Origin of the sequence: Bacillus sp. AFS029533 (assembly GCF_002585125.1) — a bacterium.
Classification (GTDB): Bacteria; Bacillota; Bacilli; order Bacillales; family Bacillaceae_G; genus Gottfriedia; species Gottfriedia luciferensis_B.
Genome location: NZ_NUQC01000001.1, coordinates 153,511 through 168,574, shown reverse-complemented (window position 1 = coordinate 168,574; position 15,064 = coordinate 153,511). Strand labels below are relative to the sequence as shown.

Below are 15,064 nucleotides of genomic sequence, written 5' to 3'. Positions count from 1 at the left end.
CAAAAGCTCCTTTTATTTGGAGAAAATTATAATAAGGGTGAAAATAAGCGTGTTAGTGACTCAATTAACTTTTTAAATAAACTACGTTCTATAAATTCCGTAACATCTAACTTAGTAGAAACAGAAAAATCATTTAAAAAAGATTGTTTAACTTGAGCAACTGCATCTGATTCATATAAAAATGATGTCAATTCATAGTTTAAATGCAAACTTCTTACATCTAAGTTAGCAGTACCAACTGAAGCAATTTCATGATCAATCAATATAACCTTTGCGTGAAGGAAATTCTTTTTATAAGTATAAATTTTAACGCCACTTTCTAATAGAGGAGCGAAATATGACTTAGATGCTGAATCACTCAAAATACTATCACTTTTTCCCGGATAAATGATCCTTACGTCTAATCCAGACATTGCTTTAAGTTTTAAAATCGTGAAAATCTCTTGGTCTGGAACGAAATAGGGAGTGGTAATCCAGATACTGTTTTCAGCGATTGTAAGCAGAGTATGAAAAGCATTCCTCATAATTGGTTCCTTCGTGTCAGGTCCACTTCCAAAAATTTGAATACCTCCTTTTACCTTATTTTTTTCATCTTGAAGATTTTGATCATTACTTTTTTCATTGTTTGATAGAATCCTTGTGACTGACTCATTAAAAGCTCCCAAAAAATCAGTAAGGATAAAGCGATTAAGCTCTTAGAGATATTTGTGCTAATAATAAAACACCTACAATCTTCCTTATTACTATATGTAGCAATTTTAATTTTTCCAATCTTAAATATTGATATACATAATCAATAGAAGGAAAAAAATTAAAAGTTCTTTATGATTTCTTAAGAATTACTTATATAAATGTAGTAGAAAATTTAATATGTATAGTCGAAAATATGAATACTTAATTATTAAACTATGAAATGAGGAAAGAAAGTGAAATATCGTGTAATAACTTTATTGAGTAGTTGGAGTATTCTTTTAGTCGTTATGTATGAATTTGGGATAATACCATTTTCTAAGAATGAATTAATTCAATTTATTACAGATAGACAGGACTATGCACTTTTATTATTCTTTGCTATTTTTTCATTAAGATTTGTATTAATGATACCAAGTTCTTTATTTTTACTGACTGGGATTTTTCTTTTTAATCCCTGGATTGTCTTATTATTATCACTAGGATCTATGTTCATTACTGAAAGTATCATTTTCATCATTGGTAAAAAAATAAATAAGTCATTATGGTATAAAAACTTCCTAAACAAACATCCAAAAATAGGACAAAGGATACAGAAAAACCAATATTGGATGCTCTTCATCCTAGGTGCAGTTCCAACATGCCCAACTGATGCTGCCTGTTTAATTTCATCTGCCTCAGGAATGAGGTATAGGCCATACATTATGATCGTTTTGCTAAGTAACACTTGTTATGCTTTATGGTATGTGTTATTGGGAAGGTATGTCCACTTATTATAATTAAGTTTGAACTTAAACCTCTTTAAAATTCTTAAGAAATTTAGTGACTTTTTCTTCAGATATTTATTTTATTATGATTTCATCATAAAAAGTTAAATATTTGGAGGTTAAGTTATGAAAAAATTATTATTTCTATTTCAATATATATTACGACCAAGAACTGTTGGAGCATTAATGCCAAGTTCATCGTTTTTGGCTGAAAAAATGTTAGATGATATTAATTTTAAGACAGCTAAAACGATTATTGAATACGGTCCAGGAACAGGAGTTTTTACTGAAAAATTACTTGAGCAAAAATTGCCATCTACAAAAATTATTTTAGTAGAAAAAAATGATGAGTTTTATAACCATTTAATTAGAAAGTTTGGAGATAATCATAATGTAACGATTATTAATGATAGTGCGGAAAGTATTATGAAGTATTTAGAAGGTTTTGGAATAGACAATGTCGATTATGTCATTTCTGGTCTGCCATTTACTAGTTTACCCTTAAACGTATCAAAAACTATTTTATTAAGCACCAAAAAGATACTCGGAGAACAAGGAAGATTTGTTACATTCCAATATACTCAGAGAAAGATGAAATTTATTAATACCTACTTTAAAAATATAGATATTAAAAAGGAATATAGAAATTTGCCACCAGCATATGTATTAAGTTGCAATAATTAGATTAGAGTACCGCTTTGAAAGGAGTAGTGAAATTTGATAAGTAAAATATTGGTTGTAGATGATGATGAAAAAATCAAAAAATTAATTTCGATTTATCTTGAAAATGAAGGGTTTTCTACTACTTTAGCCGATGATGCAGAAGAGGCTCTTGAACTTTTAAAAGATGAAGATTTTGATTTGATTATATTAGATGTTATGCTCCCGAAAATAGATGGAATAGAAGCGTGCATAATGATTCGAGAGGAAAGGACACTACCGATCATTATGCTTTCGGCAAAATCTGAAGATCTAGACAAAATACAAGGATTAAGCTCAGGTGCAGATGATTATCTAACTAAACCATTTAATCCACTTGAGTTGATCGCTAGAGTAAAATCTCAGCTTAGAAGGTATAAAAAATATAACAATATACAAAAGAATGATGAAATAGTATTAGTTTTTGGTGACTTGCAACTAAATACAGAGACAAGACAAGTTTGGATACGAAAGAACGAAAAGAGACTAACACCAAAAGAGTTTGATATATTAGAATTACTAGTCCGAAATAAAGGAATTGTACTAAGTGTTAGTAAGATTTATGAAGCAATTTGGAAAGAAGACTTTTTAAAATCTGATAATACCGTAATGGTTCATATAACAAATATTAGAGAAAAAATTGAAGATGATCCTAAACATCCTATTTATATTAAAACAGTTTGGGGAATTGGATACAAAGTATGAAGAATTTAATTCATAACTGGCAAAGAATTAGTATTAAGTTATTAGTTGCAATCACAATTAGTTTTGGTGTTTCTTTAATTGTTACAATTTTTATTTCTCAAATTTTTATAGGACCTTATTTTGTTTCTCATCAAAATAATGTAAGTCCATTACAATATAATCTCATTATTATTCCAACATTTGTGATTATCATATTAAGTTTCATTATTAGTTTTCTGTTACTAATTAGAAATAAGATACTTTATTTAAAAGAAATTTCAAATACTGTTCAAATAATTTCTCAAGGTAAACTTGGGGCTGTGATTGAGTTAAAAGGGCGAGATGAATTGACTCAGTTGAGTATGAATATTAATACAATGTCCAAAGAGTTAGAGCGGAAATTTAAAAATGAACGTCATATTGAAAATGTCAAAAATGAATTGATAACTAGTGTTTCGCATGATTTAAGAACGCCACTAACCTCAATATTAGGATATAGTAATTTGTTGAAGAATAGAGAATACAAGAATGAAAATGAGTTATACGAATACTTGAATACAATTTATATAAAATCGAATGATTTAAAGAATTTAATCAATGAACTTTTTGAATTTACGAGGTTATCTAGTCCAGATATTATTCTATCAAAACAAAAGGTTGATTTAAGTCAGTTGATTGAACAAATAATAGGAGAGAATATACCTATTTTTCAAAAAGAAGGATTAAAAATTAAAAAGGAGTCAATTGCAGAAGATATTGAAATTAATATTGATGTCGAAAAAATGGTTAGAGTTTTTGATAACCTATTTATGAATGCAATGAAATATAGTGTTAAACCATCAACAATAAAAGTAAGTCTAACACAAAAATCTGATGAAGTATTACTTTCGATATCGAATCACGGAATTAATGTAAAAGCAGAGAATCTTAAACGATTTTTTGAAAAATTTTATCGTGAAGATTCAGCAAGAAAGAGTCAAGGTAGTGCTGGATTAGGACTTGCTATATCTAAACGAATTGTTGAACTTCATAATGGAAGTATCTGGGTCGAACTAAGAGATGATTGGATCACATTTTTTGTGAAGTTAAATAAAAAAAAGTTATAAGTTTTTTAGAAGGTGGTTCCAAGTTCCATCCTATTATGCTTTTACATAATAAAGGGAGTCGTTTTTAATAAAAACGACTCATTCCTTTATATAAATTACTATTTAAATTAACGCATCCATTTTATTCCAGTATTTGGATTCATGCCCTGCACTCTAACCATTTCAATCCAAATCATAGCAAAAGGCACTAAATATCTTGAGAAATAAAGTTTACCAACTATTAATGGATCAAAACCAATTTCTGCAATTAGGTTTGACACTTTTAAATTAGCATTATCATGATCTCCTGCTATAAGCATAGTTATCTTTTCTTCATTAACCGTTGGATCAATCATTTTTTTTAGTCCAACTGTATTTAATGTTTTAACTACTTTTGCCTTAGGTATTATTTTTTGTATTTCTTCAGCATTTGAAGTAGTAGTACCTCTTGTTAACTTTAAACCCTCACCGATAGGGTTAGTCAAATCAATTACTATTTTCCCATCTATTTCTATGATGTTTTTAACTGCACTGTCTACAGCATTACCTGGTACAGCAAGAATAATTAGTTCATTGTTAATTGCAATATCTTTCGTTTCTACATAATTAAAAATAGGATTAACCTTTTGATTACTTTCTAAATTTCTAACTCCAAATGTAATGTCATGATTGTAAGTTACCAATCTATTTGCAATAACATTCCCAATTTGACCATTCCTAATAATCCCTATTTTCATTATTGATTCTCCTTATAACTAGATCTAAACAAAGATAGATTAACCTATTTTTGATTTGTATATTCCAATAGATCTATTAAGATGTAATTCAAAAATAAGTCTTTTCCACAAATAAAGAGATGACCGAACAATTAATTCATTTCATTTGGAAATGCTTAGATGATTAAAAAAAGAAGATTTACGTTGAGTAAATCTTCTTTTTCAGAGTGTTGAAATATAAAATAGTCAATAGGGAAAACGGACATTAAATTGAACTTATTTATAATGAAATTATCAATTTTGGATGATTTATTAATTGTTTTAAATGTTAATATTTTGAGGAATTTCATAATTCTAATAATCACTAGTAAAGTTTTTTTCAGAAGTTAAAAATACTATGAGCTAATTTTTAGAAAGACAAATTCAGTTTATTTGTTTAATTAAAGTTCGATATTAGTTGACCTACAAGCTGATTATTACACAACAGTTAGGTTACTCTGAGTAAAGGCTATTTGATTAGGGTTTATTGCAGACTTATTTTGATGAATAAGTTGATTGGAACTAAAGGGGTGCTCGACTCCTATGGGATTAGCGGGAAGGCTNNAGGTTGTTTTTCAACAGCGTAAAAAGAAGATTTACGTTGAGTAAATCTTCTTTTTGTTACTTTAAGTTAATAACTTACATTCAGTACAACATTACTAACAGTATATTTACTATTGCTATAGTATCCTTTTGTGTTTGCGTCTTTTATAAACTTTAACGTAAATTTAGGACCTGATTCATAACTATCACCATACAAATAAGAAACATTTGTATCTACCAATCTTGTAATTGTCGTAGTTGTTTCATACGCTGAAAATATATCCGAAGAATCTCGAATCGTCGAATAGTATGGTGTTGTAATTAATGATTTAGATGATGTAATTGATTTTGTACTTGTATTATAAGAATCACCAGTTGTTAAATAACTTACTTTTACATTATTTACAGTAAAAGATGCTGCAGTTCCGTAAGTTGCATTTGTTGAGTCTACTATGAAAACGCCATGTTCACCAAAAACTTTACCGGTAGTACCGTTCAAATATAGTGCTGTGTTTTCATCAATTCCATAGCCTACTTTTTGACCTAAGTCTCTTTCAGCTAAAAGAATTCGACCTATGCGACCTCTTGCATCGAAATGAGTATCAATTGAAGCGTTTACAAAACCAAAACCTGTTGTATATCCACCGTTATCCGGATATAAAGAATCTGCTAGTGAGATGTCACTGATTTTTTTAGATAATAAACGGTTGTAATATAAGTATCCATAGCTGACACCTTCACCGTAAGTTTTCGGACTTTGGACAGCAGTTCCAGCACTCGTACCAGAAATAATAGCTCCAGTTGCTGCTCTTTGTTGGATTGCTGCAAAAAGTGGGGTAGGAGTTCCATCGTCTTTTAGTAAACTTCTTACATGACGGGACTGATCACCACCGTTAAAAAATATAACGTCTGCTGAGTTGATTAGATCAATATTACTTTGCTTATAAGCTTCTGTTGTATAGTTATCAACTGCCACAGGTATAAATACAGGTGTAAAACCATAACGAGTAAATAAATTTTTATACGATAAGTGACCTGTTATATCATTGGTGTATGCGTCTAATGCAGTTGCATAGTCAGCAGCTGCACTACATACAATTGCAACTACTGGATTAGTTTTGCCAGTTGCAGCTTTTAGTGCATTGTAAATTTCGGCATTACTATCATCAATTGCACCACCCATTAAAAATACTTTTGGTGCAGCTGCAGCTTCAACATTTTTTTCAGATTGTAAGAAAGAAGTTCCAAATACTAACGAAAATACTAAAACTAATGATAATACGATTGAAATCTTAAACTTGTACTTCAATTTCATCATTAATACCTCCTGAAATGTGTTATTCAAAAGTGCCTTTTACAACCGGAATACCTTCTTCAACCATCTTTTTCCCAAGTGCAATTACTGTTTCAATTTCTAAAGTATCTTGATTTAATATGACAAGATCAGCATCGTTACCAGGTTTTATATTACCTTTGTGTGGTAGTTTTAGCACTTGTGCTGGATTTGAAGTAATTACTTGTAATGCTACTTCTAATGGGATTCCTTCATCAATTACTCCATCTCTTACTTCTTGATATAGGGATGAAATTTTTCCTATTTGAAGTCCCAAATAGTCTCCGTTTGTATCAAAAAAGGGAAGACTTGCCTGGGCATCAGATGAAAAAGTTATGTTCTCAATCTGAACCCCTTCTTCAAGCATAACCCGTAGTCCCTTGCTACACTTTACTTCGCCTTCTTCTAAAAACTGAGGGATCGTACTAGTAGTAAAATCTACAAATCCACCTTTAAGAGCATAATCAATACCAGCTTTAAACAATTCTTCATTCCGATTAATATGAGTCGGGTGGAACTGACGAATTGGAATATTCGTCTGTTCAACTAGTTGATGGAGAAGTGAAAGTTTATCTTTGCCATCACCAACATGAATTTCTAAGATGCCAGCCTTTCCAGATAAAATGCCTCCATTACGTGCAGCAGATGCAATCTTTGCAAGTTCTTCAATAGTTGGTTCCGAAGAACGGTGGTCTGCAATAGCGATTTCACCAACTCCAATAATTTTATCAATTAGAATAATATCGCTCTGAATCGATTCTGTTAATGTCTTTACAGGGATTTGATAAGAACCAGTGTGAATAAAACAAGTAATCCCTTCTTCTTCTAAACCGCGTGCTTTAGCAAGCAAATTCTCCATTGTTCTTGTTGTACCGTCTGTACCTAATACACCGGCTACTGTAGTAACACCAGCAGTAGTAACATTAGTAAGCATTAGTTCTGGAGTACGTGTTTTATAACCGCCTTCACCACCACCTCCAATGATATGTACATGTGAATCAATAAAACCTGGTACAACAAAAGAGTTGGAGGCATCTATGACATCGCAGGAAAGAAACTCTGGTGGAATGGAGATATGATCTGCTATCATTTCAATTTTTCCACCTGCTAAAAGAATATCTTTTCTGCCAATAGAGTGTGGTGTGTATACTTGACCGTTTTTTATTAAGGTTAACAACTTTTTTCTCCTCCTAAATCCTTTGTTAATTCATTAAAAAGGACCGTAGTTCATTAAATGTGCGATAACAACAGCGATTAAACCAATAATATATTGAACGAATACTAATGGGAAAATCCATTTCGCCCATTTCGTCCAAGGGATCCCTGCAATTGCTAAACCTGCCATTAAAGTTCCTGCTGTTGGGAAAATAATATTACCAATACCATCAGCAAAAGAGAATGATAGAACAGCAGTTTGTCGTGTAATTCCTAGTAGGTCGGCTAATGGTGCCATTATTGGCATTGTTAACATGGCATGACCGCTACCTGAAGCTAAAATAAAGTGAATAGCTGCTTGGAAATTATACATCCCGATTACACTTAAAGAAGCAGGGATATGTTTAATGACATCAGATACTCCGTGAAGCATTGGATCAACGATATGTCCTTGATTTAAAACGACTAGAATTGCACGGGATACACCTATAATAAGAGCACCACTAATTAAAGAAGCAGATCCCCCAGTAAATGATTTAACAACGTCATCGATTGATAATTTTCCAATTATTCCAATTGCAATCGTTAAGATAATAAATAAAGAAGCAGTTTCAGTAATGTACCATTGATATTTAATAACGCCAAAAGCTAAAATAATATAGTTTATAAGAAACGCAGTTAAAATCCATTTATGTCTAGAAGATAATTTAGCTTTAGAAGTTAATAGATCGTTAGTTTGTTCAATTGAATATTTTCCATAGAATCCTATGTTAGGATCTTTCTTTACTTTCATAGCATATCGATAAATAAAAATAACAGATATTAAATAAACAACTACAAATAGGACAAGTCTAAAGCCCATACCAGAAAATGTAGGGAGTTCTGCGATTCCTTGAGCTATACCAACTGTAAACGGATTCATAATCGCTGTTGTAAAACCTGCTGACGCTCCAACTAATACGATTGCAGTTCCTGTCATAGTGTCAAATCCTAAAGCAAGTGCTAACGGAACCAGAAGTGGAATATAAGCTAAAGTTTCTTCAGCCATTCCCATTAAGGAACCTCCAACTGCAAAGAACAGCATCATAATAGGAATTAATAACTTTTCTCTAGTAGCAAGTTTTTTAGCCATTGTTGAGATTAGCACTTCAATTGTGCCAGTAGCACTTAATACACCAAAAAATCCTCCAATTATTAAAACGAAGAAAATGATATTACCTGCTTCTACCATACCCGAATGAATGGCTTTTACCATATCGAAGAGGCCAACTGGTGTAGCAGCGATTGATTTAAATGAATTCGGATCGACAGATGAATGTCCGTCAACGTCGATATGGGCGTATTCCCCAGTAGGTAAAACGTAAGTAAGAGCTGTTGCGATTAATAGAATTACTAAAAGTAATGCAAAAACATTAATTTTACGTTCTTTCATAACTTTTGTTTTAGGTGTCATTTTATTTGCGTGAATTTGTGACATAGATCCATCTCCTTTTAATGATTAAGTAGCTAATTAAGTTTAATAGAATCTGATAAATAAAACGCTTCCAAATATTCCCTCCCAAATTTAAATTCTCAAAATCTATTAAAATGGCTATAACATTCTATAAGCAAGTTGTGTGCCAACTTTAAATGTCTTATTTTTAAGAAAATTTGATAGATTCTTCAGGTTAATTGGTTCTTTTTGGTTTGTTTGGTGCTATAATAAAACCAATTTTATCAAATATGGAGAGAAATTAAAGATGAAAAATTCACTAACATTGATCACAGGCAGTTCAAAAACAAGACAAGCTTTGTCTAGTCAACTTACTCAATTGCTAGAAGAATACATAACGATTAACTCATATGCAATTGACGAGGGAGAACATAAATCATTTAAGGATGAAATTATACTTTTTTCGTCAGAGGCAGTAAAAGCTGAAACTGAAAAATTTGCACAATTAAGTGCTAAACAAATCATAGTTGGGAAAAGAACACTTAATCATGAAAATGTAGACAAATTATTGAGAATTGAGGAGGGGACAAAAGTTCTTGTAGTTAATGATGATTTTCAATCGACAGTCGAACTTATTCAGTCCTTGTACCAATTGGGGATTAATCATTTGGAGTATTTTCCATTTAAAAGTGATCAATTATATTATCCAGATATTAATTTTTCGGTTTCACCAGGTGAAACTCACTTAAGTCCGTCATATATAAAACATGTATTGGATATCGGCGTAAGACTTTTTGATATCTCTACAATTTTACACATTGTAGAATATTTTCATTTTAACGACAATATAGCAACATTAATTTCAGAAAAGTATTTACGCAATATTATTGAATTACATAGAGAACTTTTCAATGCAGATCAAAGTGTAAAGAAAGTAAATAGACATATCCAAAGTGTTGTAAATACGGTTGATGATGGAATTTTAGCGATTGATGGATATAAAAGAATAACCGTACTAAATGATCGGATTATTAAGTTGTTTAAATTAATTAAAAGTAACTATGAAGGTAAGTATATAGACGAGATTATTAAGGAACAAAATATAAGGGACTTTATTTTAAATGGTACAGATGAATCTAAATTCTTTTCGATAGACAATATTGATATTGTTATCTACCGAACGTATAGTCATGAAGATGACAGGATCGTTGCTACTTTTAAGAGTGTTAATCAAGCATTTGAAATAGAAAAAACTGCACAGAGAGAGTTTAGAAAGCAAGGTTTTTATGCAAGATATGACTTTGCGGATATTATTGGTGAGGATGACGCAATTTTAGAATGTAAACGGATCGCATCAAAGCTTGCAAAGGCAGAGCATCCTATTTTAATTCAAGGTGAAACGGGTACAGGTAAAGAGCTTTTTGCACACGCAATCCATAAACATTCAAACAGAAAAAACGGCCCTTTTTTAGCCATAAATTGTAGTGCATTTACTGAGAGTTTACTAGAAAGTGAACTATTTGGTTATGAAGATGGTACGTTTACTGGAGCAAAAAAAGGTGGGAAACAAGGCCTTTTTGAAATTGCTGATGGAGGAACGATCTTCTTAGATGAAATAGGTGACATCAGCTTAAATGTTCAATCGCATTTACTTCGTGTTCTCCAAGAACAAGAAATTCGTAGAATAGGTGGCAGAAAAATCATTCCTATTAATGTTCGCATCATTGCTGCAACTAACAAAGATATCCATCATAAAATCTCAGACGGCTCATTCCGTTCCGATTTGTATTACAGATTAAATGTGTTAAATCTCATCATTCCACCTTTACGCTTAAGAAGAACAGACATACCGATGCTTGTCCAACACTTTATCTCTAAAAGTGGAAAAGGGGTTTCAATTGAGAAAGAAGCTTTAAATGAATTAATGGGTTTAAATTGGTTAGGTAATATTAGGGAATTGAAATCAGTTATTGATTATATGCTTACTGTTTGTGAAGGAAATACGATTTCTCGAAATGACTTTCCTCATTATAACTATACAGAGAACAGGGAACAACCAAAAAGAGATTCAGATCAATTTGAACTTCCTACAAGTGTTCTTGAAATTGAAGAATCTGTTACAATTCTTGAAACAATAAAGAACTGTAATGATTTAGGTAAAGCAGCAAGTAGAGACCTTATATCCAACTCGAGTGAGGAAAAAGGTAGATACTTATCTCCACAGCAAATTAGACTTCGTTTAGAAATTATGGGGAATAAGGGCTTGATAACAAAAGGAAGAGGTAGAGCGGGTACGAAGATTACTACTATTGGAATTGACTATTTGCATCTTCTAAAAGCTAACATGAAAAATAAATCTCTTTAAGTTTTCTAAATAGTTACAATTTGGTTAGAATTGGTTGTAATTATTCACCCAAAAATAGTTTTTAAATTGAATAAATAGTATTGAAACCTTGTCTAGTCAATCTACTTATTTTTGGTATAAAACTTGCTTGTATTCAGAAGTAAGCTAAAAAATAAGTAAAGGGGTTAAGGTATGAGAAAAAAAATTATTACATTTTTGGTTAGTTTTATTTTAACGTTTTCAGTATCAGGGTTATCTTACGTAAGAGCTCAAAGTTCACAAGAAGATATTCAAGGAAACCTTGTCATTGTTGGCGGTGGGTTAGGTTCTTCGAATAAAGTAGTGTATGAAAAATTTATTGAATTGGCCGGATCTAAAAAGGCGAAAATCGGCATTATTCCTGCTGCTAGCGGTAAATTAAAATCTTCTTTAGATTTTGAACATGATTTAATAAATTATGGTGTAAGTCCAGAATCAGTAGAGATTTTACCTTTATCAAATCATGATTTTTCTGATACAGATGAAAATGAGTCTAATTGGAAGGATAATGCGAATCGTTCAGAAATTGCAAAGCAAATAAGAGGGCTGACTGCTATTTGGTTCGTAGGTGGAGACCAACAACGTATAGTCGATACATTACGATCAGAAGGTAAAGATTCAATAGTCTTACAAGAAATCTGGGATATCTATCGAAATGGTGCAGTTATTGGTGGGACGAGCGCTGGAGCTGCAATTATGAGCAACACGATGATAACAGGCGGAGATAGCTTTGGTGCATTAAAAGGATATTATGAAAAAAATCAAAATCAAAATCAAGGAAAGGGAAAAGAGTATGAACCTCTGTCAGTTGAAAAAGGACTAGGTTTCTTTCAAAAAGGTATAGTTGATCAGCATATGGATGAAAGAGCTCGCTTTGCTAGATTAGCAATTACAGCAATCCAGTATCAAAATGATGGAAATCTTGCTTATGGAATTGACGAAGACATTGCAATGGTTGTAAGCAACAAAGAAAAAACAATAGAAGTTATAGGGCGTAGTGGTGTATCAGTGATCGATGTAAATGAAGCAAAAAGAAATGGGAATTTAGAAAATATTAAAATTAACTACTTAGCTCAAGGTGACAAGATCCATTTTGATTCTAATGCGATTGATTTTTCTAAAGATAAATATGAAACAAAAGGATATGAGTATTACTCTTTTCAAGCATTACCAAATACCGGGTTACTGACTCCTTATGGAAAGTTAAAAGATTATTTAGCTTACTCGCTTGTTGATAACGAATCGATGCAGGCAATAAAATCATATCTATATGATAAAGAAGGCAAAGGGTACGAAATAGTTTTTCGTAAATCAAAGGATACAAATGGTTATTGGAAGTATACTGACGGACAAAAAGATGATTATTCTATTCAAAATGTAACAATGGATATTCATCCTAGAAAATTTGGATTTAGTGAACAAGATTCGGAAATTGACTTTAAGAAATCAGATTTTAATGTTTCCAATCATACAAGCGAAGGACCTATAAAAGGGAATTTAGTCATTGTCGGTGGAGCGTTGGGAAGCAGTAATAGTGCAGTTTATAATAAATTGATTGAACTTGCAGGAGGACCTGAAAATGCAAAAGTAGGAATCATCCCTGCAGCGAGTACAAAACTGACTTCTTCGAATGATTTTACAAAAGATTTAATTAAATACGGAGTTAAAAAAGATTCTATTGAGATTCTGCCAATATCTAATCATGATTTTAAAGGTACTCCAGAAGACGAAAAGGAATGGATTAACAATATGAATGATGATCAGTTGGTTAAAAAGATTAGTAAATTAAATTGTATTTGGTTTGTTGGTGGAGACCAGACTTTAATTACTTCATCATTATTAAATGAAAATGGTTCAAATTCAAAAGTTTTAGATGCTATATGGAAGATTTACGAAAATGGTGCTGTTATAGGTGGAACAAGTGCAGGTGCAGCTATTATGAGCAATACGATGATAGCTGGAGGAGACAGTTATGGGGCTTTGAGATATGGATTTACAAAGTCTTATAATGATATGGAACAACAGGAAGGTGGACCAGTTTACTTAGAAAAAGGATTGAATTTCTTTCAAGATGGAATTGTCGATCAGCATTTTGATAAGAAAGCTAGGTTAGGACGTTTAATAGTGACAGCAAATGAAAAAGGAAAGAAAAATCAACTAGCATATGGCGTTGATGAAGACACGGCTATGATTGTAAATAACCAAAAACATCAAGTCGATGTAGTTGGTCGTGGAGGATTAACAGTTATTGATTTATCGAAAGTAAAAGCAAGTAAAAATATGCCAAATAAGTATAAAAATGTTATTGTTTCAGTTATTTCACCTGGAGATCATGTTAATTTATTAACAAATGAGGTAAGCATAAGTAACTTAAAGTCATCAACAAAAGGATTTGAATATTATGACTCAAAAGTAGCCCCTTACACAGGAGTATTTTCTCCTCATGTGTTATTAAAAAATTTCTTAGCATATAATTTAGTTGATAATGATCAAACAAAAGAAGTACATAGCTATAGTTTTAATGATGATAAAGGATTTGAACTATCATTTAGAAAAACAGCTGAAACGAATGGGTACTGGACGTATAAGGATGGTCAAAAAGATGATTATAGTGTAGTAAACGTTTCGTTAGATATTAATCCTATAAATGTAGAAATACGTTAAGAATTTATCACTGTTTTAATCTCAATATTCACGCAAATTTTTTCTTATTCTACCATATATCGAAAAATTTAAAGCAAAATGCTTGAGAGAGCTAGTAAAGATAAGAATTTATAATAAAAAGCTAAATCCTTAAAAGAGTATCTTTAAAAAAGTACTCTTTTTTTGTTTTAAAATCATTACCTTGGTAAAGTCTATACTAAAAAATAAAATTAATCAGACTAAATAATAAAGAAAACAAGTGTTGGGGGGAAGTGATTTGAGTTCAATATTGATATTTATTTTAACGTTAATGTTATTTGCAATGTCTGGATTATTATTTCCAATTGATCTTAAATGGTATACCATGTTAAAAAAACCTGTATGGACTCCCCTAGTAAATTATTTGGAATCGTGTGGGGTGTGCTCTATCTATTAATTGCACTGTCACTAGCAATTGTAAATTACAAGGTAGGTCTAATGAATACTCCTTTCACTTTTTTACTTATCTGGTTAATAAATTATATAAGTAACCAGGCATTTAGTTATTTTCAATTTAAAAGAAAGAGACTTGATTTAGCAGCCGTTGATTGTTTAATTGTAGCAGCTACAGCAGTATTAATCATTCTATTTACGTTACCTTATTCCATAGTAGCCTCAGTACTATTAATTCCTTATGCTATTTGGACTACTTTTGCTACATATTTAGCTTTTTCTATTTACCGTTTAAATTAATAAAAATAAAATTTTTCTTTACTAATTAAATTATAAATATCGATTTACTTAATGCTAAAAAAATTATCAAGAAGGAAACAAGTAACTAAGGATGGTGAATTTATTAGTTTCCTTCTAAATATCGTAGGGTTGGAAAACAATCAAAAAGAAATGAAATTGAATC

11 protein-coding genes and 1 pseudogene are annotated in these 15,064 nt (G+C 31.2%); 7 read left to right on the top strand and 5 right to left on the bottom strand.

Going from position 1 to position 15,064, the window contains the following annotated elements; translation table 11 throughout:
- Positions 1-26: 26 nt before the first annotated feature.
- Positions 27-524, bottom strand: coding sequence for a phospholipase D-like domain-containing protein (locus COE53_RS00845; protein WP_142350387.1), 498 nt, complete (start codon positions 522-524; stop codon positions 27-29).
- Between the two features lie 402 nt (positions 525-926).
- Between COE53_RS00845 and COE53_RS00840 the strand changes: the two genes are divergently transcribed.
- From COE53_RS00840 to COE53_RS00825, 4 genes are all read left to right on the top strand, one after another.
- Complete coding sequence (locus tag COE53_RS00840) at positions 927-1,469, top strand: TVP38/TMEM64 family protein (protein ID WP_098947277.1); 543 nt, start codon at positions 927-929, stop codon at positions 1,467-1,469.
- A 114-nt stretch (positions 1,470-1,583) separates the two neighbouring features.
- Positions 1,584-2,141: a class I SAM-dependent methyltransferase gene (locus COE53_RS00835; protein WP_069032290.1), complete on the top strand. Its 558-nt coding sequence runs from the start codon at positions 1,584-1,586 to the stop codon at positions 2,139-2,141.
- Positions 2,142-2,174: 33 nt separating this feature from the next.
- Positions 2,175-2,861 carry a response regulator transcription factor gene (locus COE53_RS00830; protein WP_091021647.1) on the top strand — a complete coding sequence of 229 codons (687 nt, stop codon included), beginning with the start codon at positions 2,175-2,177 and terminating at the stop codon, positions 2,859-2,861.
- Positions 2,858-3,946 carry a HAMP domain-containing sensor histidine kinase gene (locus tag COE53_RS00825; protein ID WP_091021645.1) on the top strand — a complete coding sequence of 363 codons (1,089 nt, stop codon included), beginning with the start codon at positions 2,858-2,860 and terminating at the stop codon, positions 3,944-3,946. Before COE53_RS00830 ends, COE53_RS00825 begins: the two co-directional genes overlap by 4 nt.
- Before the next feature lie 107 nt (positions 3,947-4,053).
- On the opposite strand, the gene COE53_RS00820 is transcribed toward COE53_RS00825, so the two are convergent.
- The 4 genes from COE53_RS00820 to COE53_RS00805 all read right to left on the bottom strand — a co-directional run bounded on the left by COE53_RS00820 (position 4,054) and on the right by COE53_RS00805 (position 9,188).
- A complete protein-coding gene (locus tag COE53_RS00820; RefSeq protein ID WP_098947275.1) occupies positions 4,054-4,662 on the bottom strand; it encodes an NADPH-dependent F420 reductase in 609 nt (202 codons plus the stop codon).
- Positions 4,663-5,311: 649 nt separating this feature from the next.
- Positions 5,312-6,538 (bottom strand): cyanophycinase, encoded by a 1,227-nt coding sequence (locus COE53_RS00815; protein ID WP_069032295.1) that lies wholly within the window; start codon positions 6,536-6,538, stop codon positions 5,312-5,314.
- A gap of 22 nt (positions 6,539-6,560) precedes the next feature.
- The gene (iadA, locus tag COE53_RS00810; protein ID WP_098947273.1) at positions 6,561-7,733 is read right to left on the bottom strand and encodes a beta-aspartyl-peptidase; all 1,173 of its coding nucleotides are present in this window, start codon (positions 7,731-7,733) and stop codon (positions 6,561-6,563) included.
- Positions 7,734-7,766: 33 nt separating this feature from the next.
- Positions 7,767-9,188, bottom strand: coding sequence for a YfcC family protein (locus COE53_RS00805; protein ID WP_098947272.1), 1,422 nt, complete (start codon positions 9,186-9,188; stop codon positions 7,767-7,769).
- A 262-nt stretch (positions 9,189-9,450) separates the two neighbouring features.
- Between COE53_RS00805 and COE53_RS00800 the strand changes: the two genes are divergently transcribed.
- From COE53_RS00800 to COE53_RS00790, 3 genes and pseudogenes are all read left to right on the top strand, one after another.
- Positions 9,451-11,508 carry a sigma-54 interaction domain-containing protein gene (locus COE53_RS00800; RefSeq protein ID WP_098947270.1) on the top strand — a complete coding sequence of 686 codons (2,058 nt, stop codon included), beginning with the start codon at positions 9,451-9,453 and terminating at the stop codon, positions 11,506-11,508.
- A gap of 171 nt (positions 11,509-11,679) precedes the next feature.
- Positions 11,680-14,190 carry a cyanophycinase gene (locus COE53_RS00795; protein WP_098947268.1) on the top strand — a complete coding sequence of 837 codons (2,511 nt, stop codon included), beginning with the start codon at positions 11,680-11,682 and terminating at the stop codon, positions 14,188-14,190.
- Between the two features lie 289 nt (positions 14,191-14,479).
- Positions 14,480-14,901, top strand: a pseudogene (locus COE53_RS00790) (TspO/MBR family protein).
- Positions 14,902-15,064 lie beyond the last annotated feature (163 nt).